The organism is Rossellomorea vietnamensis (assembly GCF_008180415.1).
Classification (GTDB): Bacteria; Bacillota; Bacilli; order Bacillales; family Bacillaceae_B; genus Rossellomorea; species Rossellomorea vietnamensis_C.
On sequence record NZ_VTEI01000008.1, the window covers coordinates 1 to 25,552 of the forward strand.

General features: G+C 43.2%; 22 protein-coding genes, 16 tRNA genes and 2 rRNA genes. 37 read left to right on the plus strand and 3 right to left on the minus strand.

What is annotated here, in order from left to right:
• The 32 genes from FZC78_RS15290 to FZC78_RS15445 form a co-directional block, all read left to right on the plus strand.
• Nucleotides 1-270: ribosomal RNA gene (locus FZC78_RS15290) — 23S ribosomal RNA — on the plus strand; the annotation flags it as partial.
• Between the two features lie 213 nt (nt 271-483).
• Nucleotides 484-600 (plus strand): 5S ribosomal RNA (gene rrf / locus FZC78_RS15295).
• Between the two features lie 10 nt (nt 601-610).
• Nucleotides 611-685: transfer RNA gene (locus FZC78_RS15300), tRNA-Asn, on the plus strand.
• Between the two features lie 5 nt (nt 686-690).
• A tRNA-Ser gene (locus FZC78_RS15305) sits at nt 691-782 on the plus strand.
• A gap of 12 nt (nt 783-794) precedes the next feature.
• Nucleotides 795-869 (plus strand) — tRNA-Glu (locus FZC78_RS15310).
• Between the two features lie 55 nt (nt 870-924).
• Nucleotides 925-1,000: transfer RNA gene (locus FZC78_RS15315), tRNA-Val, on the plus strand.
• A gap of 45 nt (nt 1,001-1,045) precedes the next feature.
• A tRNA-Met gene (locus FZC78_RS15320) sits at nt 1,046-1,119 on the plus strand.
• Between the two features lie 58 nt (nt 1,120-1,177).
• Nucleotides 1,178-1,254: transfer RNA gene (locus FZC78_RS15325), tRNA-Asp, on the plus strand.
• A 179-nt stretch (nt 1,255-1,433) separates the two neighbouring features.
• Nucleotides 1,434-1,509, plus strand: a tRNA-Phe gene (locus tag FZC78_RS15330).
• Between the two features lie 11 nt (nt 1,510-1,520).
• Nucleotides 1,521-1,596: transfer RNA gene (locus FZC78_RS15335), tRNA-Thr, on the plus strand.
• An 11-nt stretch (nt 1,597-1,607) separates the two neighbouring features.
• Nucleotides 1,608-1,691 (plus strand) — tRNA-Tyr (locus tag FZC78_RS15340).
• 42 nt (nt 1,692-1,733) lie between these two features.
• Nucleotides 1,734-1,807, plus strand: a tRNA-Trp gene (locus FZC78_RS15345).
• A gap of 12 nt (nt 1,808-1,819) precedes the next feature.
• Nucleotides 1,820-1,895: transfer RNA gene (locus FZC78_RS15350), tRNA-His, on the plus strand.
• A gap of 43 nt (nt 1,896-1,938) precedes the next feature.
• Nucleotides 1,939-2,013: transfer RNA gene (locus tag FZC78_RS15355), tRNA-Gln, on the plus strand.
• A gap of 4 nt (nt 2,014-2,017) precedes the next feature.
• Nucleotides 2,018-2,092: transfer RNA gene (locus tag FZC78_RS15360), tRNA-Gly, on the plus strand.
• A 2-nt stretch (nt 2,093-2,094) separates the two neighbouring features.
• Nucleotides 2,095-2,168: transfer RNA gene (locus FZC78_RS15365), tRNA-Cys, on the plus strand.
• A gap of 7 nt (nt 2,169-2,175) precedes the next feature.
• A tRNA-Leu gene (locus tag FZC78_RS15370) sits at nt 2,176-2,260 on the plus strand.
• A gap of 10 nt (nt 2,261-2,270) precedes the next feature.
• A tRNA-Gly gene (locus tag FZC78_RS15375) sits at nt 2,271-2,344 on the plus strand.
• Nucleotides 2,345-2,911: 567 nt separating this feature from the next.
• Entirely contained in the window at nt 2,912-3,853 is a 942-nt protein-coding gene (locus FZC78_RS15380; RefSeq protein WP_148940881.1) for a carbohydrate ABC transporter permease, read from the plus strand.
• Nucleotides 3,853-4,680 carry a carbohydrate ABC transporter permease gene (locus FZC78_RS15385; RefSeq protein WP_148940883.1) on the plus strand — a complete coding sequence of 276 codons (828 nt, stop codon included), beginning with the start codon at nt 3,853-3,855 and terminating at the stop codon, nt 4,678-4,680. Before FZC78_RS15380 ends, FZC78_RS15385 begins: the two co-directional genes overlap by 1 nt.
• A 71-nt stretch (nt 4,681-4,751) precedes the next feature.
• Nucleotides 4,752-6,038 carry an ABC transporter substrate-binding protein gene (locus tag FZC78_RS15390; RefSeq protein ID WP_148940885.1) on the plus strand — a complete coding sequence of 429 codons (1,287 nt, stop codon included), beginning with the start codon at nt 4,752-4,754 and terminating at the stop codon, nt 6,036-6,038.
• A gap of 142 nt (nt 6,039-6,180) precedes the next feature.
• Complete coding sequence (locus FZC78_RS15395; protein WP_148940886.1) at nt 6,181-7,995, plus strand: cache domain-containing sensor histidine kinase; 1,815 nt, start codon at nt 6,181-6,183, stop codon at nt 7,993-7,995.
• Nucleotides 7,973-9,550, plus strand: coding sequence for a response regulator transcription factor (locus tag FZC78_RS15400; RefSeq protein WP_148940888.1), 1,578 nt, complete (start codon nt 7,973-7,975; stop codon nt 9,548-9,550). The genes FZC78_RS15395 and FZC78_RS15400 overlap by 23 nt, the downstream gene beginning before the upstream one ends.
• Nucleotides 9,551-9,568: 18 nt before the next feature.
• Nucleotides 9,569-10,294, plus strand: a complete 726-nt coding sequence (locus FZC78_RS15405) for a ThuA domain-containing protein (protein WP_148940890.1) — start codon at nt 9,569-9,571, stop codon at nt 10,292-10,294.
• A gap of 17 nt (nt 10,295-10,311) precedes the next feature.
• Nucleotides 10,312-11,337, plus strand: coding sequence for a Gfo/Idh/MocA family protein (locus tag FZC78_RS15410; RefSeq protein WP_148940891.1), 1,026 nt, complete (start codon nt 10,312-10,314; stop codon nt 11,335-11,337).
• Nucleotides 11,338-11,354: 17 nt separating this feature from the next.
• Complete coding sequence (locus FZC78_RS15415) at nt 11,355-12,395, plus strand: Gfo/Idh/MocA family protein (RefSeq protein ID WP_148940893.1); 1,041 nt, start codon at nt 11,355-11,357, stop codon at nt 12,393-12,395.
• Between the two features lie 12 nt (nt 12,396-12,407).
• On the plus strand, nt 12,408-13,376 hold the full coding sequence (locus tag FZC78_RS15420; protein ID WP_148940895.1) for a sugar phosphate isomerase/epimerase family protein: 969 nt from the start codon (nt 12,408-12,410) through the stop codon (nt 13,374-13,376).
• A 296-nt stretch (nt 13,377-13,672) separates the two neighbouring features.
• Entirely contained in the window at nt 13,673-14,227 is a 555-nt protein-coding gene (locus FZC78_RS15425) for a GNAT family N-acetyltransferase (RefSeq protein ID WP_148940897.1), read from the plus strand.
• Nucleotides 14,228-14,477: 250 nt separating this feature from the next.
• Entirely contained in the window at nt 14,478-15,026 is a 549-nt protein-coding gene (gene lepB, locus FZC78_RS15430) for a signal peptidase I (protein ID WP_148940898.1), read from the plus strand.
• Between the two features lie 358 nt (nt 15,027-15,384).
• On the plus strand, nt 15,385-16,203 hold the full coding sequence (locus FZC78_RS15435; RefSeq protein ID WP_148940900.1) for an SDR family NAD(P)-dependent oxidoreductase: 819 nt from the start codon (nt 15,385-15,387) through the stop codon (nt 16,201-16,203).
• Between the two features lie 429 nt (nt 16,204-16,632).
• On the plus strand, nt 16,633-16,788 hold the full coding sequence (locus FZC78_RS24335) for a hypothetical protein (RefSeq protein ID WP_252183639.1): 156 nt from the start codon (nt 16,633-16,635) through the stop codon (nt 16,786-16,788).
• 167 nt (nt 16,789-16,955) lie between these two features.
• Nucleotides 16,956-17,315, plus strand: a complete 360-nt coding sequence (locus tag FZC78_RS15445) for a YciI family protein (protein WP_148940902.1) — start codon at nt 16,956-16,958, stop codon at nt 17,313-17,315.
• A 259-nt stretch (nt 17,316-17,574) separates the two neighbouring features.
• Here the strand turns inward: FZC78_RS15445 and FZC78_RS15450 are convergent, their stop codons facing one another.
• Entirely contained in the window at nt 17,575-18,465 is an 891-nt protein-coding gene (locus FZC78_RS15450) for a fructose bisphosphate aldolase (protein WP_148940904.1), read from the minus strand.
• 262 nt (nt 18,466-18,727) lie between these two features.
• Here FZC78_RS15450 and FZC78_RS15455 point away from each other — a divergent pair, with 262 nt between their 5' ends.
• The gene (locus FZC78_RS15455) at nt 18,728-19,159 is read left to right on the plus strand and encodes a hypothetical protein (protein WP_148940906.1); all 432 of its coding nucleotides are present in this window, start codon (nt 18,728-18,730) and stop codon (nt 19,157-19,159) included.
• 234 nt (nt 19,160-19,393) lie between these two features.
• Complete coding sequence (locus FZC78_RS15460) at nt 19,394-20,257, plus strand: phosphotransferase family protein (protein WP_148940908.1); 864 nt, start codon at nt 19,394-19,396, stop codon at nt 20,255-20,257.
• 595 nt (nt 20,258-20,852) lie between these two features.
• Here FZC78_RS15460 and FZC78_RS15465 read toward each other — a convergent pair.
• A complete protein-coding gene (locus FZC78_RS15465) occupies nt 20,853-21,524 on the minus strand; it encodes a B3/B4 domain-containing protein (protein WP_148940910.1) in 672 nt (223 codons plus the stop codon).
• A 232-nt stretch (nt 21,525-21,756) separates the two neighbouring features.
• Here FZC78_RS15465 and FZC78_RS15470 point away from each other — a divergent pair, with 232 nt between their 5' ends.
• Complete coding sequence (locus tag FZC78_RS15470) at nt 21,757-21,951, plus strand: hypothetical protein (protein WP_148940912.1); 195 nt, start codon at nt 21,757-21,759, stop codon at nt 21,949-21,951.
• Nucleotides 21,933-23,069, plus strand: a complete 1,137-nt coding sequence (queG, locus tag FZC78_RS15475; protein WP_148940914.1) for a tRNA epoxyqueuosine(34) reductase QueG — start codon at nt 21,933-21,935, stop codon at nt 23,067-23,069. Before FZC78_RS15470 ends, queG begins: the two co-directional genes overlap by 19 nt.
• Before the next feature lie 131 nt (nt 23,070-23,200).
• Here queG and FZC78_RS15480 read toward each other — a convergent pair whose 3' ends face one another.
• Nucleotides 23,201-23,914: a hypothetical protein gene (locus FZC78_RS15480; RefSeq protein WP_148940916.1), complete on the minus strand. Its 714-nt coding sequence runs from the start codon at nt 23,912-23,914 to the stop codon at nt 23,201-23,203.
• 392 nt (nt 23,915-24,306) lie between these two features.
• On the opposite strand from FZC78_RS15480, the gene FZC78_RS15485 reads away from it, so the two are divergent.
• The gene (locus FZC78_RS15485) at nt 24,307-25,536 is read left to right on the plus strand and encodes a Bcr/CflA family efflux MFS transporter (RefSeq protein WP_148940918.1); all 1,230 of its coding nucleotides are present in this window, start codon (nt 24,307-24,309) and stop codon (nt 25,534-25,536) included.
• The last annotated feature ends 16 nt before the right edge of the window (nt 25,537-25,552 follow it).

The window sequence follows — 25,552 nt, forward strand, 5'->3', positions numbered from 1 at the left end:
AAAATTTGAGAGGAGCTGTCCTTAGTACGAGAGGACCGGGATGGACGCACCGCTGGTGTACCAGTTGTCTTGCCAAAGGCATCGCTGGGTAGCTATGTGCGGAAGGGATAAGTGCTGAAAGCATCTAAGCATGAAGCCCCCCTCGAGATGAGATTTCCCATCACTTTATGTGAGTAAGATCCCTGAAAGATGATCAGGTAGATAGGTCTGAGGTGGAAGCGTGGCGACACGTGCAGCTGACAGATACTAATCGATCGAGGACTTAACCACAGTAAAAAGCACAGGCGGCTTGAACAGAGGCGACAGGCATATGACCCCGATCCTCTAGCCGCCGGAGTTGGATTGCAAAATGCAGCGAAACTCGGAATACTTTCTTCTTTCTTCTAATACTTTATCTAGTTTTGAGTGAATAATTTTTTTCAAAAAACACTTGCAAAAATTATAAAACTCGTTATAATAGAACTTGTCCCTAAAAAGACAACGTCTGGTGACTAAGGCGAAGAGGTCACACCCGTTCCCATGCCGAACACGGAAGTTAAGCTCTTCAGCGCCGATGGTAGTTGGGGGATCTCCCCCTGTGAGAGTAGGACGTCGCCAGGCTTAGTATTATTCCGCAGTAGCTCAGTGGTAGAGCTATCGGCTGTTAACCGATCGGTCGCAGGTTCGAGTCCTGCCTGCGGAGCCAATAATGGAGAGCTGTCCGAGTGGCCGAAGGAGCACGATTGGAAATCGTGTAGGCGGGTAACCCTGTCTCAAGGGTTCAAATCCCTTGCTCTCCGCCATTATAACTTTAAGGCCCATTGGTCAAGCGGTTAAGACACCGCCCTTTCACGGCGGTAACACGGGTTCGAATCCCGTATGGGTCACCAGGTTTTTTACGAAGCAAGTAATCATCAAGCATACATAAGTGCTTGTTAAATTCACGGAGGATTAGCTCAGCTGGGAGAGCATCTGCCTTACAAGCAGAGGGTCGGCGGTTCGATCCCGTCATCCTCCACCATGTTTTTTACGAAACGAAGCGGAGTAAAAAACTACATTATATTGTCGCGGGGTGGAGCAGTTCGGTAGCTCGTCGGGCTCATAACCCGAAGGTCGCAGGTTCAAATCCTGCCCCCGCAATACCATTTGACTTACGTCAAGTAGTAAAAAGATATTTTGACTAACGTCAAAAATCTCTGGTCCGGTAGTTCAGTTGGTTAGAATGCCTGCCTGTCACGCAGGAGGTCGCGGGTTCGAGTCCCGTCCGGACCGCCATTTTAAAATTAACAAATACAATTTCAAAAAAAACTAAGCTCAAACTAAGAGGGTTTCGATAAGCAAGAAGTTCAAGGAAGCAACTGAGTGAACACCGGAGCGCACTGACAGGTGCGTGAGGATGTGAGCGAAGGCGCTGACGAAGAAATTCGCAGCTTAGCGGAAGCCGAAACTAATAAGGCTCAGTAGCTCAGTTGGTAGAGCAATGGACTGAAAATCCATGTGTCGGCGGTTCGATTCCGTCCTGAGCCACCATTTTCCAGATTGCCGGTGTAGCTCAACTGGTAGAGCAACTGACTTGTAATCAGTAGGTTGGGGGTTCAAGTCCTCTTGCCGGCACCATCGGGATATTTGGAGGGGTAGCGAAGTGGCTAAACGCGGCGGACTGTAAATCCGCTCCTTCGGGTTCGGCAGTTCGAATCTGCCCCCCTCCACCATCTCTTACTAGGCAAAGTAAGATCAATAAAAGATAATTTCATAGGGGTATAGTTTAAAGGTAGAACAGAGGTCTCCAAAACCTCCAGTGTGGGTTCGATTCCTACTACCCCTGCCAATTTAACTTGTGGCGATTGTGGCGAAGTGGTTAACGCATCGGATTGTGGTTCCGACATTCGTGGGTTCGATTCCCATCAGTCGCCCCATAAGTTTTCACCCATTACTTCATAGCTGCATATAATATATCAGTGGGCTATAGCCAAGCGGTAAGGCATCGCACTTTGACTGCGACATGCGTTGGTTCGAATCCAGCTAGCCCAGCCAATTTGCGGAAGTAGTTCAGTGGTAGAACACCACCTTGCCAAGGTGGGGGTCGCGGGTTCGAATCCCGTCTTCCGCTCCAATGGCGGCATAGCCAAGTGGTAAGGCAGAGGTCTGCAAAACCTCTATCACCGGTTCAAATCCGGTTGCCGCCTCCAAACACTTGCCGGTGTGGCGGAATTGGCAGACGCGCACGACTCAAAATCGTGTTCCTTCTGGAGTGCCGGTTCGACCCCGGCCACCGGTACCATATGTATATTGCGGGTGTAGTTTAGTGGTAAAACCTCAGCCTTCCAAGCTGATGATGAGGGTTCGATTCCCTTCACCCGCTCCATACATACATACACAAGCCTTTCTCAAATTGAGAAAGGCTTTTTTGTGTTCTTTTTTTATATTTATTAAATTGGAGGATATTGTTCTTTTGATGCTTACGATTATGCTGGAAACGTTTAATACGAAGGATGAGCATAAAGTGTTTATATTACCACTTTTAACTTTAATGCAGCGCCAATTAGGAACATTTAAGATCTCCTTTTGGACCAGCGTGTGCCTAGTTTCATTTGTTGAGAACAGTTGCTTGCCGCGGGTGGAAAGATGATTCCTAAATAGGTCGAAGTTAAGTACCGCTTTTTGAATCAGGAACAGTAACGAGTTGCTCTTATCAAATTAGAAGTCTTGTAAGGTAATTACATTTTAAAAATGGCTCTATTCGCATATATTGTTGCTTTCGGAAATCCACGGATACTAAGAGTTTTCTCTCTAATCGGGGAAGATCAGCTCTTTTATTGTAGTTGATTGTAAGTAATCAAAATTTTGCCCCTTCTTTGTCAATTCAGTATACCCTTTTAAGAAAGCGCTTCCATTATACTTTAGGAAAGTATTAAGTCAGGCGGTGATACCGGTGGAGACAAAGATTGAGACAGGGCCAGTGGGTCCGGAGATACAGATCAAAACGGCATCCATGAAGAAGAAAAGGTATAAGAGCATACTGACCTATGCAGCCTTTGTGGGACCAGCATTGCTGTTTTTCCTGGTGATTCAGATTGTGCCATTTTTAATGGGTCTTTATTATTCTTTTACTTCATGGAATGGAGTCAGTTCAGCTGTGCAGTGGGTTGGAATTGAAAATTATATCAAAATTTTCACCAATGACCCGGCTTTCTATGAATCATTTAAATTTACAACTTTGTTTATGTTAGCAGCTGTTGTGATTAGTAACCTGATAGGGTTCAGCTTTGCGCTGATGCTTAATGCAGCCTTGAAAACTAGAAATATATTGAGAACGGTTTTCTTCATTCCTAATGTTATTGGCGGATTGCTGCTGGGATTCATCTGGCAGTTCATTTTTGTAAAAGGGTTTGCCGCGATTGGAAATATGACAGGTATCGGTTTTTTCGAAATGCCATGGCTGGGTGATGAGAACACTGCTTTCTGGGGAATAGTGATTGTCTTTGCCTGGCAGATAAGTGGATACATGATGGTCATCTATGTTGCCGCTTTGCAGGGAGTTGATAATTCACTTCTGGAGGCAGCTAAAATTGATGGAGCATCAGCGTGGGCAATTTTAACAAAGATCATTATCCCGTTAATATTGCCGGCATTTACGATTTGTTTCTTCTTGACGATTTCAATGGCCTTCAAGATATTTGATCTCAATATTTCCCTGACTGGCGGCGGACCTTTCAATTCGACACAGTCAGTGGCCATTAATATCTATCAGGAAGCGTTCCAGAATAACCGTTATGGCTTGGGTACAGCGAAATCCATCTTATTCTTTGTGGTTGTGGCCGTTTTCACAACGGTTCAAGTGATGCTGACAAAGAAGAAGGAGGTTGAGGCATAATGGGCAGCCGTTATACCAAAAGAACTTTTGTACTTGAAATCATCGGTATTATTGTAGGACTTATTTTCCTGGTTCCCTTTTACTTTGTGCTGATCAACTCGGTCAAGCCTTTTGCAGCAATATTAATTGATGCAGCTGCATGGCCGGAAGAATTTCTGTTTTCCAACTACGCAAAGGTGTGGGAGATCATCAACTTTCCAAGAGCGTTTTGGAACTCTCTGGTCATCACCGTTTTCAGTAATATCGGTCTGGTGCTTATCAGTTCAATGGCTGCCTGGAAGATGGTTAGGACACCAGGCAGGTTTAGTAAGGTGCTGTTTGTGGTCTTTGTGTCTGCCATGGTCATTCCATTCCAGACCGTCATGATTCCTCTTATGAAACTGGGCGGTGCTCTGCATCTGACCAACAGCATTCTTGGATTAATCATTATGTATTTCGGTTTTGGAGTACCTCTGTCATTGTTTCTATTCCACGGTTTTGTTAAAACAGTACCAATAGAAATCGAGGAATCTGCGATGATTGATGGCTGCAGTCCATTTGGAGTGTTTTGGAGAATTGTATTCCCGCTTCTAAAGCCGATTACCGTTACAGTGATCATTTTGAACACCTTATGGATCTGGAACGATTACCTGCTTCCTTTGCTGGTTCTGCAAGATGCGGAGTTAAGGACGATTCCTTTGGCAGCGAGTTCTTTCTTTGCTCAATATACAAAACAGTGGGATATGGGACTTGCGGCATTGGTTCTTGGAATCACGCCCGTTATCATTTTCTTCCTGTTCTTACAGAAACATATCATTAAAGGAATTGCTGCAGGTTCTATTAAGTAGATATAAAGTTCCTGGTAATATCCAGGAATTTATATAAAATATGAATTAATACCAGGGAGGTTAAAATTTTTATGAAACGTTTTCTGCTTTTATGTATGTCTTTAGTTTTCGTATTCGGTATTGCTGCCGGATGCTCTTCTGAAAACACTTCAGGTAATTCCAATGGAAATTCTGATTCAGGAAATGAAGATGAAGTGGTTACACTAAACTTCTTCCAATTTAAGGTGGAAATTGCCGACCAGCTTGCGGAAATGATTAAAGAATTCGAGGCTGAGCATCCAAATATCAAAGTAAAGCTTGAAACAGTCGGCGGCGGTGCAGATTACGGTGCAGCTCTTAAGGCTAAATTTGCATCAGGAGAAGAGCCGGATATTTTCAACAACGGCGGCTTCAAAGAACTTGAACTTTGGAAAGAAAAATTGGCGGATCTATCGGATGAGCCTTGGGTAGAGCATGTTCTTCCTATTGGCAAAGTCCCTATGACAGATGAAGACGGCAAGCTTTATGGTATGCCTGTAAACCTTGAAGGATATGGCTTTGTGTATAACAAAGACCTTTTTGAAGAAGCAGGGATTACAGAAGCTCCTGCGACAATCGATGAATTGAAAGATGCATCTGAAAAATTGAAAGCTGCTAGAATCACTCCATTTTCTGCAGGATATGGCGAGTGGTGGGTAATCGGGCAGCATTTGCTGAACATCCCATTTGCTCAGCAGGATGATCCAGTTGCTTTCATTGAAGGACTCTATGATGGATCTGAAAAAATCACAGGAAATGAGAAGTTCAAGGAATTTAAAGAAGTTCTTGATACTGAGCTTAAATATGCAAACGACAACCCATTAACAACTGACTATAATACACAAGTCACTCTATTTGCTTCGGGTGAAACAGCTATGCTTCAACAGGGTAACTGGACTGAAAACATGATCACTGAAATTGATCCTGAAATCAACATGGGCTTCCTGCCAATCCCGAACAGCAACGATGAAAGGAGCGCAGACCGCCTGCCTGTAGGAGTACCGAATAACTGGGTGCTGAATAAGAACTCTGAGCATCTTGAAGAAGCGAAAACATTCTTGGAATGGATGGTTTCTTCTGAAACAGGCAAACGCTATATCACTGAAGAATTCGCCTTCATTCCAGCATTCGATAACATTGAGCCTGAAGGTCTTGGTGACCTTGGACAGTCTATCCTTGAGTACTCTAAAGAGGAAAAAACCATTCCTTGGACTTGGTTCAGATGGCCGGATGGAGCGAATAAAGAATTCGCTGCAGCTATTCAGGAATACGCAGCTGGGAAAATCGACTATGATACATTGCTGGAAAGATTCCAGAAGTCTTGGGATAACTTGAAGTAAGCATCTAAATAGAAAGCATGTCTTCAAAAGACATGCTTTCTATTTCTATATGAACCGGCAGAAGCTTTCTGAAAAAACGCTTTCATTCGTTTGGGGATACGCACTATACTAGTGTATATGAGAGACTTGGAGGACCACCCTTATGCTCAAGAACAGTATCCGGAATAAACTGATTGTCCTGCTGATGCTGACGACAATTATTCCCTTTGGAAGCTCCATTATCATTACATATTTATATACCAAGGATTCAATAGAAGAAGAGGTCGTCGAGGAAAGCAGCAATCTTCTTTATCAGGGGAAAGTCAACTTAGAAAGCTACGTCAATGAATTGAATGGCCTGACCATTTCACTCTACAATAATCCAGATTTCATTAACTATATGAGGTCGCCGGGATATGAAAGCAATTACCTTACCATAGGGATTGTCAAAAACGTCGTGCAAACGATTCTATATTCAGAAGACACAATCAGAGGTGTCCGTATTTCTTTTGCTGAGGATGACCGGGTCGTTTCGGCAACTAAACATTCCACTGTGGTCTTTTCAGACAGAAAAAATGATTCCAGGAATGAGGCTTTCACGAATGCCAGGCTCAGCCCCTACAATATGTACATTGAGCCTGCTTACACCCAGCAGGCAAACACGGGAAAAACTTCTAAAAATATTGTGAAGATACACAGGGCTTTCACTAATGTCCCGGATGATGAAGTTCTTGGGTATATTTCACTGGACATTGCCCCTGAAAAAATCGTGGATCTCAGCAGGAATCTATATAATGCCGATACTGAGGAATTCTATCTCCTGACGTCGGAGGGAGAACTGATCTACAGTTCAAACAGCGATATTTCGCGCAATCAGAAGAGCCAGGAATGGATTCCGGAGATTGTGGAAGGAAAAGAAACCTCCGGCACTCTTGAGTGGAAGGAAGACTCTTTCAGCGGGGTGATGATGTATGACAGGCTTTCTCCGTCTGCCGGCGGATGGATTCTAGTCAAAAGGGTGTCTTACGCTCATCTTTACGAAAGCGCTTTTAGTGTGGCGAAAATCAATATCATGTTCGGCGTTATCGGCCTGACTCTTGTGATCCTGTCAGTCCTGTTCGTTTCCTTTAAAATTACCTCACCGATCAGAGTGCTGCTTCATAATATCCAAAAAGTCGAAGAGGGAGACATGAAGATAGAATCTCAGTCTTTTGGCACGGATGAAATCGGGATGCTGGGGTCTCGCTTCCAGGAGATGATCACCAGGGTCAATCATCTGATTAACAGAGAATACAAGCTGGAATTGGAAAATAAGACAAACCAGTTGAAGGTGCTGCAATCCCAAATCAACCCGCACTTTTTATATAATGCTTTTCAGTCCATAGGCACAATCGCCTTGAAAAATAAAGTTCCCCAAATTTATACGCTGCTTACACATCTTTCTAAAATCATGAGGTACGGGATGAATATGGAAGAAGACATAGTGACACTGAGGAAAGAAATCAATTACACAAACGCCTACCTTCTACTGCAAAAAGAGAGATTTGGCGAACACCTCCATTATTCGGTTGAGGTAGATGAAAGCATCTGGGAAGCAAAAGTGCCTAAAATGCTGCTTCAGCCTGTTATTGAAAACTATTTCAAACATGGTTTCGATATCAGGGAGGGAACAGGGATACTAAAGTTGAAGTGTAGTAGAGAACAAGAATACCTGGTGATCGAAATCCAGGATAATGGGGCAGGGGTCACAGAAGAAAGGCTGAAAAAGATTCGTGCCCACTTTCAAACCAGTGCGAAGAACAAGACTGGCGGGGATACAAGCATAGGCTTAAAGAATGTGTATATGAGATTGAAGCTTTACTATGATTGTGAGGCAAGCCTTGATTTTCAGAATATAGAAGGAGGGGGCTTTATGGTTACCATGAGGCTGCCGGCTGAGATGGAGGGTGAGACTCATGAAAGCACTCATCGTGGATGATGAAAAGCATGTCAGGGAAGGATTGATCCTGCTGGCACAGTGGGAAATCCACGGAATAGATACCATTTTGGAAGCGGAAGATGGAGAGGAAGCCGTCGAGGTGATTAAGGAACACCGCCCTGAGATTATTTTTACAGATATGAGGATGCCGCGAAGGGATGGGATCAGTCTTTTAAAATGGCTGCATTCAGCTGAGAACAATAGTAAGACCATCGTCGTCAGCGGCCACGATGATTTTGAGTATATGAGGAATGCCCTCTATTATAAAAGCTTTGACTATATCTTGAAGCCAATTGAACCGGAGGTATTGAATGAGACCTTGGGAAAAGCGGTGAGAGAGTGGAAGGATCAGGCACTTTCAAGGAAAACACAAGCGGAAGAGAATCAGGTTTTGAATGAAGTAAAGCCTCTTTATTGGGACCGTTTCTTCTCCAAACTGTGCCAGTCACAAGAAGTTTCGGCTGCGGAAGATTATAAAATCAGAAAAGAGTTTGGCCTCTCGATCGCCAATAAGCAGAAGAAGATAGCCCTGATACCGATCCAGCAGCTGGTGAAGACAGCCTTGCTGGGAGACCGGGAACTGGCATTTTTCACCGTGAGCAACATTGCCAATGAAATAGTAAGGAAAACCAATGAGGGGGTTTGTTTCCGGAACCTCGACAATGAAGAAGAATTAGTGATCATCATATGGAACCAGCAGAACGGTACTCTTATCTTTAATGATATTGTGAGGGCCATCTATCAATACAGCAAGGTTCACCCGCTTCTGGCTTCCGGCAAAACCACGGCGGACCTTAAAAAGGCATATGATACCGCTCATCGGGTGTTACTGAAACATGACCTTACATCTTCAAAGAAAATAGCGACCCTGGAAGAAATGACAAGCAGCACCCTTCTTCATCTCCTGGATCATTCAAATGAGCTGAAGTGGGCATTGCGTTCAGGCAGTATGGAACAAGTCGATGCGCAGCTCAGGACTCTATTTACCTCTCTGGAAAAAGAGCATACTTTTTCGCTGCAGCAAGTTTCAGCATGGGAGACTCAGTTCAATTTACTGAGAAATAACTGGCTGAAAGAATACAAGATTGACAGTGACGGCCCATTTTATACTGGGCGGGATTATTGGAGTGAAGACGGTAGTTTTTCTCCTGAGAAGTTTAAAAGGGAGAAAGCGGCAGAATTCAAGGAACTTGTGGAGCTGCTGTCTCAGGCAAAATACCAGACAGAAAAGAACAGCATGCAGCAAATTGAAGAGTATTTGCAGCAGCATTACCAGGAAGACATCACACTTCAGGAGATTGCCGACCGCTTCTATCTCAGCAGGGAATACATTTCGAGGAAATTCAAGCAGGATTATAAGACAACTATCACGGACTACTTGACGAGTATTAGAATGGACAGAGCCAAGAAGCTGCTTGAAAATTCTCATCTGAAAATCTATGAAGTGGCCTATGGAGTCGGCTATCAGAATGAAAAGTACTTCAGCAAGGTGTTTAAAAAACAAGAAGGAGTCACGCCTAATGAATTCAGGCAGTCTCTTTCCGGAAAAATATAAACTTTGGAGGTATCAGAAATGATTAACGTTACAGTATGGAATGAAAACAGACATGAACAGAAAAACCAGACCGTCCGCGATCTTTATCCAGAAGGCATCCACGGAGCCATCGCCTCATTTTTGGGAGAGGAACCGTTCAATGTTAAAACTGCGACTCTCGATGAAGACCAGCACGGTTTGACAGAAGAAGTCCTGTCAAACACAGATGTCCTGCTTTGGTGGGGACATATCGCCCATGAAGAAGTCTCCGATGCAGTGGTGGAGAAAGTAACGCAGCGAGTACTGGACGGGATGGGACTGATTGTTCTCCACTCCGGCCATTTCTCAAAGATCTTCAAAACATTGATGGGTACTTCCTGTGATCTTAAGTGGAGGGAAGCCAATGAGAAGGAGCGTATCTGGATGGTTGATCCAAGCCATCCGATCGCTGAAGGCCTCGGAGAATACATTGAGCTTGAAAGAGAAGAAATGTACGGTGAGCACTTCGATATACCGGCCCCGGATGAGCTCGTGATGGTCAGCTGGTTCGAAGGCGGAGAAGTGTTCCGCAGCGGATGCACCTACAGGCGCGGCAACGGCAAGGTATTCTATTTCCGCCCTGGCCATGAAACGTACCCTACCTACTACAACAAAGAAGTTCAAAAGGTCATTGTCAATGCTGTTAACTGGGCTGCGCCAGTGAAGCGTGAAAGACCTGTCTACGGAAATGCGCAGCCGCTTGAAACAATTAAAGGCACAAACTAAAGCTAGGAGGAAATGAAATGAACAGAATTAAAATTGCGGTAATTGGCTGCGGGAGCATTGCTCAGCACCGCCACCTGCCTGAATATGGGAATAGCGAACTTGTTGAGATTACGGCTGTATGCGATATTGTCAAAGAAAGAGCAGAAGAAATCGCTCAAAAGTACGGAGCCCGTGCCTATACAGAGTATGAAGAACTGCTGGCCAATGAGGAAGTGGATGCTGTCAGCGTCTGCACACCAAACTACCTTCATGCCCCAATCTCGGTGGCTACACTGAAAGCAGGGAAGCATGTCCTCTGTGAAAAACCAATGGCTACATCGACTGCAGAAGCAGAAGAGATGATCGGAGCAGCAGAAGCGGCAGGCAAGAAGCTGATGATCGCGCATAATCAGCGTTTTGTTCCTTCACACGAAAAGGCGAAAAAGCTGATTGAAAACGGTGAAATCGGTAAAATTTACAGCTTCCGTTCTGCTTTCGGCCATGGCGGTCCTGAAGGCTGGAGCGCAGATGGCAAGGACAGCTGGTTCTTCAAGAAGGATGAAGCTTTCATCGGTGCCATGGGAGATCTCGGAGTACATAAAACAGATCTGCTTCGCTATATTCTTGGTGAAGAGTTTTCCGAAGTCGGTTCCTTCATTGAAACCAGCTCAAAGGAAAAGGCCGATGTGGATGATACAGCTGTTTGTGTATTGAAAACAGAAAGCGGGATTATTGGCACCCTTGCCGCCAGCTGGTCGTATGTTTCAAAAGAAGATAACTCAACGATTATCTATGGAGAGAAGGCCATCCTGCGACTGGAAGATGATCCAGTCCATTCACTCGTCGTCCAGTATGTGAACGGAGAAGTCGTGAAATATGAGCTTGGCGGTATTCAGACCAATGAAGAAGGCGGCCAAAAAAGTTCCCGCGTCATTGAGCAGTTCGTAAAATCTATCGTCGAGGATACAGAACCGGCTGTAACAGGGGAAGAAGGCATGAAGTCTCTGCAGGTGGTTCTTGCTGCCCTGGAATCAAATGAAACGAAACGAATCGTAAAAATCTGATTGAGGTGTATACAGCTATGACAAAACTTCGAATGGGGATGATCGGTGTCGGCGGAATTGCTCAGTCACGCCACATCCCTGCTTATCAAAAACTTCAGGATATAGTTACTGTCGAAGCCGTCAGTGACATCAATACACAGCGCGCGGAAGAGGCTGCTGAACACTTCGGTATCCCGCAAGTATTCAGTGACTATCATGACATGTTTCCTCATATAGATGCGGTTACAATCTGCACACCAAACAAGTTTCATGCAGAAATTGCCATCGCCGCTTTAAATGCCGGAGTTCACGTTTTCTGTGAAAAACCGATGGCGATGACTCCCGAAGAATGCCAGGCGATGATCGATGCGGCGGAGAAGCCCGGAAAAGTCTTAAGCATCGCCTACCACTACCGCTTCATGAAAGAAAGCCAGGCCGCTAAAAGACTGATTGACCAGAATGAAATTGGAGAGCCGATTGTCGCCAGGGCCAGGGCCATCCGCCGCCGAAAAGTGCCCGGCTGGGGTGTATTCACCAATAAGGAACTTCAAGGAGGAGGAAGCCTGATCGATTACGGCTGCCATTTCCTTGATCTCTCCCTATGGCTGCTTGGCAATCCAACTCCTGTAGAAGTTACCGGTACCACCTATAACAAGCTCAGCAAAATTGCTGATGAAGTGAACATGTGGGGAGACTTTGACCGCGAAAACTTTGAAGTGGATGACCATGTGACAGCCTACATCAAATTTGATAACGGTGCCTCTATGCTGTTTGAAACATCCTGGAGTGCAAATGTGAAGAGGGACGAAGAAGTGATGAGCATCTCAGGGCTGACGGGCGGCCTAGATCTGTTTCCCCTTCATGTAAACCAAATGAAGCATGGCATGCTGCTCAGCAGTAACGCGGACTGGGTGCCGGGCGAAGAAGACCCCGGCATCCCACAAGCGGAAAATTTTATAAAAAGCTGCCTGGGATTCGAGGAACTTGTTGTCAAACCGAGTGAAGCCATGAAAGTATCCCAAATCATTGAAGCCATATACCAAAGCAGTGAAAAGGGTGGAAGCATAAGATTGCAATAGGAGGAACCATATATGAAACTGGGAGTATTTACGGTATTATTTTCGCAAAAGAACTTTGAAGAAATGCTGGATTATGTAAAAGAAGCTGGGCTGCATGCAGTCGAAATCGGCACTGGGGGATATCCAGGGAATGCACATTGCGACCTTGACACGCTTTTGAAAAGTGAAGAAAAACGCGCTGAGTATCTTGAAAAAGTAACCTCAAGAGGCTTGGAAATCAGTGCATTCAGCTGCCATGGAAATCCAATTTCCCCTGAAAAAGCTTTTGCGGAGGAATCTCACGCCGCCCTTCAAAAGACCATCCGTCTTGCCGGGCTGATGAATGTTCCAGTCGTTAATTGCTTTTCAGGAACAGCAGGGGATCACGAAGGCGCCAAGCATCCAAACTGGCCGGTCTCTCCATGGCCGAACGAATATGGCGATATTCTGAAGTGGCAGTGGGAAGAAAAACTGATTCCTTATTGGAAAGAGATGGGGAAACTAGCTCAAGAAAACAATGTAAAAATCGGCCTAGAATTACATGGTGGATTCCTGGTTCATACCCCATACACAATGCTGAAGCTTCGTGAAGAAACCTGCGACGCCATCGGTGCCAACCTCGATCCAAGCCATCTATGGTGGCAGGGCATCGACCCGGTCGCAGCCATTAAAATCCTTGGAAAAGCAGGAGCCATTCACCATTTCCATGCAAAAGATACCTATATCGACCAGGACAACGTCAACATGTACGGCCTGACAGACATGCAGCCATACGGCAATATCCAGTCAAGAGCATGGTCCTTCCGCTCTGTTGGCTGCGGCCACAGCCTGCAGGAGTGGTCTGACATGATGAGCGCATTAAGAACCTTCGGCTATGATTACGTCGTCAGCATCGAACACGAAGACCCGATTATGTCCATTGAAGAAGGCTTTGCGCGTGCAGTGAAAAATCTGAAATCTATTTTGATTGAAGAGCAGCCTTCTGAGATGTGGTGGGTTTAGGGTTTTATTGTAGTTAGTTTTAGAGTAAGTATGATAGATAGGGTGCCAAGATAACTCAATTTCTGTGTATAAAAATTCACCAGATACAGAGTTGAAAAGGGAGTATTTTCATAACGAGCAGGCAGAAGAATTCTTTGAGCTGATTACAGGGAAGAGTTTAACCGAGGGGTAAAATTCATTTCATTAAAGCGGGCGTTGATCCAAGAAGGATTAACGCTTCTTTTGTTGAAGTTATTGGATTAACGGAGCAGGCTTGTGGAATAAGAAAGTATAATACTACTGAAAGGATATACATTATGGAAACATTTACTGATATAAAGACTGAAAGGTTGTTATTAAGAAGGTTAAGAACAACTGATGCATCGGATTTATTCGAGTATTTCTCTAATGAGAGGTATGCTGAGTTCAGTGGCTCGGAATGCTTCACTGAAGTTGAGCAGGCTGAAAATCTTATCCGAATACATAATGAGAGAATAGATACTAACAAAGGAATGAAATGGGCAATTACGATTAAGGATGAAGATCGTGTTATCGGAACTTGTGGCTTTGAAAATTGGCAAAAGAACGATTTCAAAGCGGAGGTTGGATTCGGTTTATCGCCAGAATATTGGCAAAAAGGAATAATGAGAGAGACGTTAAGTGAAGTTATTAAATTCGGCTTTAACAATCTTGACTTTAATCGAATTGAAGCTCTTACTTCTCCAGGTAACATTCGTTCGAGAAAGCTATTAGAAAAATGTAATTTTAAAGAAGAGGGGTATTTAAGAGACTATTATTTCGAAAGAGGGGAATTTTTAGATTTTGTCATTTTTTCCGTATTGAAGAAAGAATATATGAAAATTCTAAAATAATTTCTTAGTGGGTATAAGAAAAACTATTTCAAAAAAGCTACTTAGCATTTTGAACATAATTAGTTGCGGTCACTCCTTTCTTATTTGAGCTAACGGGCAGCATCATTGAACTTTTATTCAACATAAAGACATTTATCAGTTGAAGTGTAATTTGATGGAAATGATTATAGGTTTAGTGTGAGATGGAAAGCGTCAACTTATAGAATCTGGTTTGCTTAATGAAGAGTAAATAAAGGGAGGAGTATCAAGAGTGGGTGAAAAGAATAATGAGATATTAGAATGGGCAAAAGCATTGGGGTTTGCCTTAATAATTGTATTTATAGTTCGTACTTTCTTAATTACACCAATCGTAGTCGAGGGTGCTTCAATGAACACCATATTACACGACCAGGAAAGAATGATTGTCTCTAAATTAGGAGAACCAGAGAGGTTTGATATTGTGGTTTTTCATGCCAATGATGAGCAAGATTATATTAAACGTGTTATCGGTTTGCCTGGTGATAGAATTGAGTATAAAGAAGACACGCTATTCATTAATGGAAAGGCTTATAAAGAACCATTTCTAGATAAGCAAAAAGAAAACATTGAAGGGGATTTAACTAAGCCATTTAAATTAGAGAATACAGCTGTTGGAAAGGCCACTGTACCTGAAGGTTATTTATTCGTAATGGGAGGTAACAGAAGAAATAGTACAGATAGCAGACAAATAGGAGCAATCCCTAAAGAAGAGCTTGTAGGTACCACCAATATTGTTTATTATCCAATAAGAGATATTAGGATAATTGAAAACAAGAGGTAGTTTCTTTAAAGGTTCATGAAGTAATATGTAAAAAAATCATTGGATTTCTGGTTTTTTAAAGCCAATAAGAACACTCATCACCATAAAGACTACAAATAATCTCAACAGTTTTTTCATTTCTACCTCCACTCGTTATGAATTGGATGTACGAGAGATAGTTTTTCTATCATTTCTTTTGTTATTCAAGTGAAGGGGTAAAAACAGCTCACCAATGGGTTACTTAGAAAGAGTTAACATCTTGAACTAACAGTCAGCATTTACTTGGTTAAAGGCCCCTATCCTAAAGGATTAGTGCCTATTTGTGTTGAATATTGTTAAATGTAGTGACCCTTTTAGGGGTGGATGTGGAGGAGTATAAATGGAACCATTGCAAGGAAAGATTGCTGTTGTGACAGGTGCATCACGTGGAGCGGGCAGGGGAATTGCTCTCGAGTTGGGCAGGGCAGGAGCAACAGTATATGTGACAGGTCGGAGTGTAAAAGGAGCGACAACCGATAATCGACCAGAAACGATTGAGGAAACCGCTGCCGGTGTTACTTCACGGGGCGGCAAAGGCATCGCAATACGGTGTGACCATACAAATGACGAAGATGTGAGAAACCTGTTTGATCAAATTGAAAGGGAACAGGGACGGATTGATATTCTCGTCAATAGTGTATTTGGAGGTTCTGAAAGTTCGCTGCCCCCAGGAGAAGGACGGCTTTTCTGGCAGCGCCCACTGGAGCATTGGGATGCTATGATGGTTGCCGGTCCGCAGGCTTACCTGCTGACTACTCGTTATGCTGCACCACTGATGACACAGCACCGTAATGGGTTGATTGTAAATGTCACTTTCTTTATGAAAGATAGAGTGGCAGGCAATTTATATTATGACTTAGCCATGAATGCCATCAATCGAATGACATTGGTAATGGCAAAGGAATTGAAGGACTTTGATGTCTCAGCGATTGCTGTCTGTCCAGGTTGGATGCGTACTGAAAGAGTTATAGATTCAGGTTATGGACCAGAAGATGGAACGACGGAAACCACTGCGTATGTAGGTCTTGCTGTTGCAGCATTAGCAGCAGATTCCCAGGTATCTAATATTTCTGGTGAAGCAGTTATGGTCGCTGATTTGGCAAGGAAGTATGGCTTTACGGATGAAGATGGATCTCAGCCTTTGCCGTTTGAAGGATAACTTGCTTCCTGTACCTCGGAAGGCAGCTTTAAGTTCAATGAATTTGTTATCATTGATTCGTCTTTCTTTAAGCAGAAGACTATCCTGAAAAACAAGATAAAAATCAAAAACTTAGAAAAGTGCAAGGCTTATATAGAAAAAAGAGACAGAAGAATAAAACAGAAGCTGATGATAAGATGGGCATCCTTGGAACCACATTTGTAACCATTTGTCTTGTAGTATTCTTCATCTTTTTTATAATGAGTGTGTTGTTTGATATGGGTGTGTCTGTGCCAGAGATTTTTTGGAGATGAAAGCAGGTTAAAACGTTTCAATTCTTCTAATAAAAGGTTATCTGATATGAAAAAATAGTAATATTTGTTTAATATATACAGAAATAATGTTAATATTTTATGTGAATTATTTCACATAAAAAAGGAGGAGGCTATAATGAAATTTATTGTTTATTATAGCGGTGGTGAAGGTTGGATTAAAGGTAAACAATTCTGGGAACAGGGGCTTACTCCCCATAGAGAATATTTAGTGGAAAATCTTCAGGAGAAGTTAGTGGCAGGTGGTCCTTATAAAGATAATTCGGGGGATTAGTAATAGTTGAGGCAGAAAAAATTAAGGACATAGAAGAAATTATTAAAAATGATCCAGCGGTTATTGAAAACAAGTTGGTGGCTCATATACATCCTTGGGTACCAGTAATAGGAATTTTCAACGATTAAGTTGTGAAAATAATTACAAAAAGAAAGAGGGATTTAATAATGAGATTTTTAGTTCTATTAACTCCATCTACTAATTGGAGAAAAGAGGTACATTTTCATAATCAACCTTTTATGCCAGAACACGCAGTTTATGTTCAGGAACAATATAATAAAGGCAATATTATTTTGGCTGGTCCTTTTGAGGATTTAACAGGCGGAGCAATTGTCATAGATGTAGAAAATGAAGATGACTTATTAAAATTCATTGAAAATGATCCCACAGTTAAGAATGGGATATTCAAGTATGAATTAAAAAGATGGGGAGAGGGCATGAGCAAATTTGAAAATAGGAATCCTAACTTTGGACAGGATTATATAGAGTTTAAGCATAAAAGACAAAAAGAATTAGGTATAATATAAGTTTTAATAAGACCTAGAGTGATCCTCAATGAAATGATGATTCCTATAGCTAACGTTTAAGGCAATAGACATTTAGCTATCTTTAATAAAGCTCTTTTCTGAAAGGTTGTTGATTTTGAATGCTGATTACCCTTCTCCGCTTTTCCGAAAGAGGAGTGGAGCGGAAATGCATTACATTTGACAGCCACAATCTTTACAAATACAACGTTTGAAAAAGAAAGCCCCCAGCTTCACACAGGAAGCTGGGGGCAAAACCATTCTATTTTTTATTAACAGATGCATCATAAATCGATTCAATGGCACTCTTCATCGCTTCGTCGAAATCTTGGGAGGATTGATTGAATCTCAACTCTTCTGCAAGTGCACGGGAGAAGCTTGCAATCATCCCATCGTTTTTTTTCAATTTCTCGTTTGCTTCATCACGAGAGTATCCACCGGAAAGGGCAACGACCCTTACTACGCGAGGATGCTCGACCAATTCCTTGTAGGCATTGGACTTTGTTGGAAGGGTAAGCTTCAACATCACGTTTTCATCTTCGGACAGACCATTCAGCTGCTGCAGGATCTCTTTCCGCAGGATTTCTTCGGATTCTTCCTTGTTTTCGCTGTTAATATCCACTTCCGGTTCAATGATAGGAACTAAACCTGCTGCGATGATTTTCTTGCCGACTTCGAATTGCTGGTCCACCACAGCTTTGATTCCTTCTTGATTCGGTTCATGGATGACCGAACGCATTTTGGTGCCAAAAATGTTGCGTTCATTCGCACGGCGAAGGGTCTCATCGAGATCGGGATTCGGCTTCATGAGCTGAACGCCGTTTTCTGTTTCTGCTAGTCCTTTATCCACTTTTAAGAAGGGAACAATGTTTTGGTCAGCCAGATAATCCGCTGTATATTGACCCTCTACTTTGCTGTCCATCGTCTGCTCGAATAAAATGACTCCAAGGATATGCTCTGAACTGAATGCAGGAGATGTGATGATTCTTGAGCGCATCGTATGCACCTGTTCAAACATCTCATCCTCATTCGAATACGCATCTCCCATAACGCCATAAGCTTCCAGTGCTTTTGGTGTGCTGCCGCCGCTTTGGTCCAGCGCGGCAATAAATCCTTTTCCATTCTTCATACGATCTAATTGATTCTGATTCATAAATTCCACTCCTTTTTCATTTACTTCTCTGATAGACCTTCCTCTATACTAGTTCCCCATTTTTATAAGGAGTTAACATATATTAATAGAGCATTATCTCAAAAAATTTAAAAGAGTAATGACGTGATTTGTATATAGTGTTTCAAGTACTCAAGAGGGCAGCTTTCTGTCTGTCTTGGAAATACAGTATATGGTAGACTAACTATAAAATAGAGGAATTACTGATTGTATAAGGTGGGATTTGATGAAGAGTCGGAGCACTATGCATTACTGGCGTCCAAGTGAGGAAATTGGGGAAGTGTTAGAATTTGAAAAGCTTGAATACATATTCCCCAAAGTCAAAATTATATATCAAATTATTAAAGATAGAAAACTCTTAGATAAATATGTTTGCTTCACATTTAATGAAGGAGTTCTTTCCCTAAGATTTTCTGATGAATGTCATCGTTCTGAGATAAATAACCTTAAATATGTAGATTCAAGAAATCCCGGCCAGTATGGTCGAAAGGAATTATGGCCGTTATTTAAAATGGAAAACTCTGAATTTGAAAAATGGTATTTGAGTAAGGGTGCAGGACCAGGTTTTGGAGCTGAAATAACTGATTATGTTTTTGTTGATTCAGTGAATCTCCTTGAAGTTCTGAGTAATTATGAACCCATTGTGACTATACATCATTCTGTGAATAACATCTGATACTTTAATATGGTGATTCAAGAATAAACTTTTTAGCTTAATAAGTCAGTTGTGACGAAAGAGAGAAAATCATCTAGTAGTTTTAAAGAATACTAAAACCTTAATTATATATTTATTCAATATGGTAAATGGAAATCAGCATCTTCTATACGAAGGCATTTGAGGAAATGTTATAATAGAAAGAAAATTCCTACAGATTGTTTAAGGATTTCAATGTAAAAGGGGAAAAGCTTGATGTTAACTTCTATCATTCAACATTTTGGGCTGGAGGTACTATCAACCAATGAGGTTGAAGATTCCTTTAGTTCAACTGTTTATAAGTGTACTTTGTTCAATGGTGAAAACGTATATTTGAAGATGCCTTTTTCCAAGGTTAAGTTTCAGCGGGAATTAGAAGCCTATAAGATATTAAACGGAAGAGTAGCCATTCCGGAATTGCTGGACTTTTGGAGGGGTGATGAGGAGTGTGCCGGTGCATTCCTGCTATCTGAATTAAAGGGAAAGCCGCTGACATCCAGGGTTTCACCATCAGTTGCATATCAGGTTGGGGTTCTTCATGCAGAAATGCACTCTGTCAGTCCACCCGCAGATGAAGAGTTAGAGGGCATAAAAAATGAGTTTTCGAACTGGTCTCAATTTATCGAAGAACAATTCTATAGTTTTGCCCAAGATGTAAAGGGCATAGTAGATGAAGAATTATATCGAAAGTCCATTGAGAAATTTGAAGAGTTGAAAAAACAGCTCCCGGCTCCCGACGGACCAGGCTTTGTTCACATGGACTTTCGTCCGGCAAACATTATAGTCAATAATGAGGAAGTTTCAGGAATCATCGATTTTGAAAGTGTAAGATTTGGTTCGACGGAAGTGGATTTTACTAAACTGTACCGGGATTTTTTAAGTATGGATGATAACCTGTATATTGCATATAAAGAGGGATATACCAGCATCAGGCCATTAATTGATCTAGAAAGTGTACTGCCTTTCTACCGATTTGTAGATGCGTTCAATAGTATCGGATGGTGTAAACGCAGAGGTATTGAAAAAAATGCTGTTTTCCTGGAAGAGAATTTAGCGAGATTAAAAAACTGGGTGTTATAGTTAAAACTTCAATAATAAAGAGGCTGGGACATAACTAAGATCAGACCTATAAAAGCCGAATAGCGTAAGGTACCCAGACAAAAATGTGGCCCTGTGCATCATTTGTGCCGTGGATGACCAAAGTTGCCCCTACATCGATCGCCCTAGGCGTTTTTTGGGTTGCTCCCGTCCGAAGTTACGGCTACATCGGTCGCCCTGGGCGTTTTTTGGGTTGCTCCCGTCCGAAGTTGATCTCACATCGGTCGCCCCGCGCATTTTTAGGGCTGCTCCCGTCCGAAGTTGATCTCACATCGGTCGCCCCGCGCATTTTTGGGGGTGCTCCCGTCCGAAGTTACGGCTACATCGGTCGCCCTGCGCGTTTTTGGGGCTGCTCCCGTCCGAAGTTGATCTCACATCGGTCGCCCCGCGCATTTTTGGGGGTGCTCCCGTCCGAAGTTACGGCTACATCGGTCGCCCTGCGCATTTTTAGGGCTGCTCCCGTCCGAAGTTGATCTCACATCGGTCGCCCGGCGCATTTTTGGGGCTGCTCCCGTCCGAAGTTGTCGCTACATCGGTCGCTTTGCCCAAATACCTTCTGTTCCAGCCTCTTTTTCTATTAATTTTCCACAACAGTATAAGTTCCTTCTCCACCATGAATCGAAACAAACATATCCATCAGCGATTTTGTCAGCTTTTCGCTTTCCACGACTGAAAGAGAAGGCTTGAGGAAGATAATTTGTATTGCGTTCTTTGTTTCTTCTCCAACCGGAGCCCGCGAAGAGTCAACAAATGGGCTGCCAAAGGGGCCGCTGTTGTCGCTTGCCACAATCAGGTTTTCAAGGGAGTTTTCCCGGCCATTCAGGCCAATGTAGGTTTCACTTGGTTCTCCAAGTCTTAATTGAATGTTTTCTCCTTGCAGATTACGGAGGTCATAGATGCCGATCGGAACTTCATATTGAAGAGAAAAGAAGGTGTTGAGATCGATGGCCGAATTGATTGTCTGCAGGTAGTTCTGCTTTTGAATACGGCGAAATAATGCCTCAGCTGAATGCCGATAGCGGTTGGGATCTTTTCCGGCAGTCTTGAAAATCTTTCTCCATTGGGCGACGCCGTCTATCTCGGTGACGCCTTTTTGCTGCAGGTCGAAGAAGATGGATTCTTGAAAGAGTTGAAGCCTTCCTTTCAGCATTTGCGGGGAAGCTCCGACTTCGATATCCTTATATTGAATAAATCCAATTTTAAATCCATCTATTTTCTCTGTAATTGCAGGGCTTATTGTAATTTCCACTTATTTTCCCTCCACATTTATTTTAAAATAGTTTATCATAGTACACGGTCATATTTCATATAAGCGAATTCGTTTGTTTAAAATAAGATACTTTAAACGTTAGTAATAGATGGTATCATTTACTCTTTACTTTATTTGAAATACAGCAACAGTCTTAGCACTTAGAGATAAAAAATTAATTATATAAAATAGCTTTTATTTTTATGCGAAGGTATGTTGGACAATAAACTTATTGAACTTGAAATTTTTATGCAGCCTTGATTGGAGCGGAGGGTGTACGATCTCCTGCGGGACTAGCGGGACAGGTGAGACCCCGCAGGCGAAAGCCGAGGAGGCTCACCGCCCGCCCCGCGGAGTCGTCCACCTGGAGCGGAAATCAACTACTCAATTAGAAAGGAGGAGAGAGCAATGGATTTTGATGGGCTGAAGCAGGATATCATTGAGTACAGCAAGGAAATCGGCATTGATAAGATCGGGTTTACGACAGCGGATACTTTTTCGGAAATGAAGAACCGCCTGCTGCGCCAGGAGATGCTTGGTTATCAGTCAGGGTTTGAGGAAAAAGATATCGAAAAACGAGTCGATCCTTCATTGATTTTCGACGGACCGAAATCTATCATCGCGATTGCTCTTGCCTACCCTTCACGGATGCAAGATGCTCCTCAAAGCAAGAGGGGAGAGCGCAGGGGTATTTTTTGCAGAGCCTCTTGGGGCACCGACTACCATGCCGTTCTAAGGGACCGCTTGGCAAAACTTGAAGACTATATCCGTTCTAAGGTTCCTCAAGCTCAGTTCAAATCCATGGTGGACACCGGTGAACTTGTCGACCGGGCTGTTGCCGAACGTGCGGGAATTGGCTGGAGCGGAAAAAACTGCGCCATTATCACACCGGAGTTTGGTTCTTATGTCTATCTGGGTGAAATGATTACTAATTTGCCTTTTGCACCTGATGAGCCAATCGAAGAGAATTGCGGAACATGCAATAAGTGTGTGGATGTTTGCCCAACGGGTGCCCTTATCGAAGGCGGACAGCTCAATGCCCAGCGATGCATTGCCTTCCTGACCCAGACGAAAGGATTTCTGCCTGATGAATTTCGGGCGAAACTTGGCAACAGGCTGTATGGCTGTGATACGTGCCAGACAGTTTGTCCTGAAAACAAAGGGAAGGACTTCCATAACCATTGGGAAATGGAGCCGGATCCTGAAATCGCCAAGCCGCTGCTGAAACCTTTGCTGACGATAAGCAACAGGGATTTTAAAGAGAAATATGGGCACGTATCCGGTTCATGGAGAGGGAAGAAGCCGATTCAACGGAACGCCATCATTGCCCTGGCTCATTATAAAGATCAAACTGCGATTCCTGATCTGATCTCTGTGATGGAGAACGATGTGAGACCTGTCATCAGAGGCACAGCTGCGTGGGCAGCAGGGAAGATAGGCGGCAAGGAAGCGGAAGAAGCTCTGCAAAGGCTTCTTGAAAAAGAAAAGGATGAAGAAGTGATTTCTGAAATTCATAAGGGGCTGGAGATGCTTTCGGCTACTTAAAAACGGACCTGCCGCAAAGGCCTGGTCCGTTTTTGGTTGTCTGCTATAGGGTCCTCTGTAAATTTACTGCTATTTAATATAAATTCAGGAAGATAACGTCCTTTTCTACCCGATTTCTAAGAACAGCTTTACTATAAGAGGACAAATAAGGCTGAAGCCAAAACGATTCCGAGAACAAACGGAAGCAGTCTGCTCTTGCGTTCACTTGGCAGTTCTTCTTTTATTGTATTGAGAAGGATTCCGCCTGCAAGCCAGCTGAACCAGAGGGCAAAGATAGGTGTGGGAAGGGTGACAAAGCATCCTAGCAACCAGCCTCCGACGACAGATAGGGACAGAACTGTCGAACCTGCTGGATCATAGCGTTTTTTATGGTCCAGCCGTAAGCCGACATCGTTGACCATGAGATGCAATAAGAAGGCTGCTGAAAAAATGACCAAGTGCTTCGGCTCCTGCTTCAACCCTTTGATAAGGTAATACCCAATAAAGGAATTGTAAATGACAAATGCCCCGATATGGATGCTGAATACCATAAAATTAGGATTTTCTCCATTTTGCTTGCGGCGTTTGACGAAGTGGTTGATAGAGTAAAAGGCAAGGAAGCCGATGGTGGCAATCAGGTACAAGCTATAGTCGTGAAACCTTTCCGGTATACTCCATAATAGGTTGAATTCTTTTTGAAGTTTTTGAAATTCAGGGAATAAGTGCACGGTCACATATGCGATTGATGCTCCGCTGGCAATGGAAAGAAGCGGTTTCCGAGGCTGCTCCATCAAACTGGTAAAGTACTTAACAAAAAAGTGGACACCCACAAATAATAATATGAGAAAAAAGCTGAGTATAATCATTCTCCAACCTCCTTATAGTCCCTATTCCCAAGCGCTACGGCGTGGAAACAAGCACACGAAGAGACCAGAACAAAGTTAATCATAAATATAGGCTGGTTTCACATATATTGTTGCTTTCGGAAAAATCCCAAGAGCCGGATTGTAAGGGATTTCTCTCTAATCGGGGAAACAACTCTTTTCTTTTCATGATAACCAGGTTTTTAAGGTGAATTATAGTTAGTTTTTCGGAATTAGTATAGAATAGCGACAAGTTTACAAAAAGAGCCTATATAAAAAGACAAATTTATTGTCCTATGAATAGGTTTTTGCTAGAATCAATTGAACTTATTGGAAATTTAAGTATAAGAGTTTTATACATTGAAAGTGTATTAAAGGAAGGAAGTTTAACAAGCATGATACAACAACCAACAGGCAGAGAACGGATAGCCCTGGCTTTTCTACTGGGAATGCTGGGTGTGCTCGGCCCGCTGAATATCGATATGTACTTGCCGAGTTTTCCTGGCATAGCCAGTGACCTTGGGGCAACGGCTTCACAGGTTCAGCTTAGTTTGACAAGCTGTCTGATTGGACTTGCTGCCGGTCAGATTGTGGTAGGACCGATCAGTGATGCAAAAGGGCGAAGGAGCCCCTTGCTGCTTTTTATCTTTTTATTTGCCCTGGCCTCGATACTCTGTGCCATCGCACCAAGTATCACAGTGCTTATTATTGCTCGATTTCTGCAGGGCTTCACTGCGTCAGCAGGAGTAGTGCTTTCGCGTGCAGTTGTACGGGATGTGTTCAGCGGAAGAGAGTTAACGAAATTCTTCGCTCTGTTGATGGTCATCAATGCGACAGCACCGATGATTGCCCCGATAACGGGCGGAGCTATACTGCTTCTTCCTTTTTCCACATGGAATACCATATTTTATTTTCTTGGGTTTCTTGGATTTGTGATTGTAGCAGTCATCGCCCTGAAGCTGAAGGAAACTCTTCCGCCCGAAAAGCGGATTCCGAGTACTCTTGGAAGTACTGTCAGGACAATGGGCAGCTTGCTTGTGGACCGGTCCTTTATCGGATACGTGCTGACCATCGGATTGATTCATGGAGGAAGTTTTGCCTATGTTGCAGGAACGCCGTTTGTGTACCAGGGTATCTATGGAGTATCTCCCCAGGTATTCAGCATTCTCTTTGGGATTAACGGCCTGGCGATTATAACAGGCAGTTTCCTCATTGGCAGGCTGGGAGGCATCATTCCGGAAAGAAAATTGCTAAGAGCGGCTGTTATCATCGCTGTGAGCGCGACTGCTTTCCTTCTCGTCATGACAATTATTGAGGGCCCTCTGGCGGCGGTTGTCATCCCGATCTTCATTTATATGACATCGATGGGAATGGTTCTGACAAGCACCTTCACTCTGGCGATGGAACATCAGGGCCATCGCGCAGGTAGTGCTAGTGCCGTCTTAGGAATGCTTCCTCTTGTGGTGGGATCGATTGTATCCCCGCTTGTCGGCATTAATGAGTCGACTGCAGTTCCGATGGGAGCAATTCTATTTACTACCGCTTCGCTTGGTGCAGTCGCATTCTTCACCTTAACGGGGGAGAAGCGGATGGCAGGCTTGCAATTTAGTACAAAAAGAAATTGATCATTCGTTCATTAGG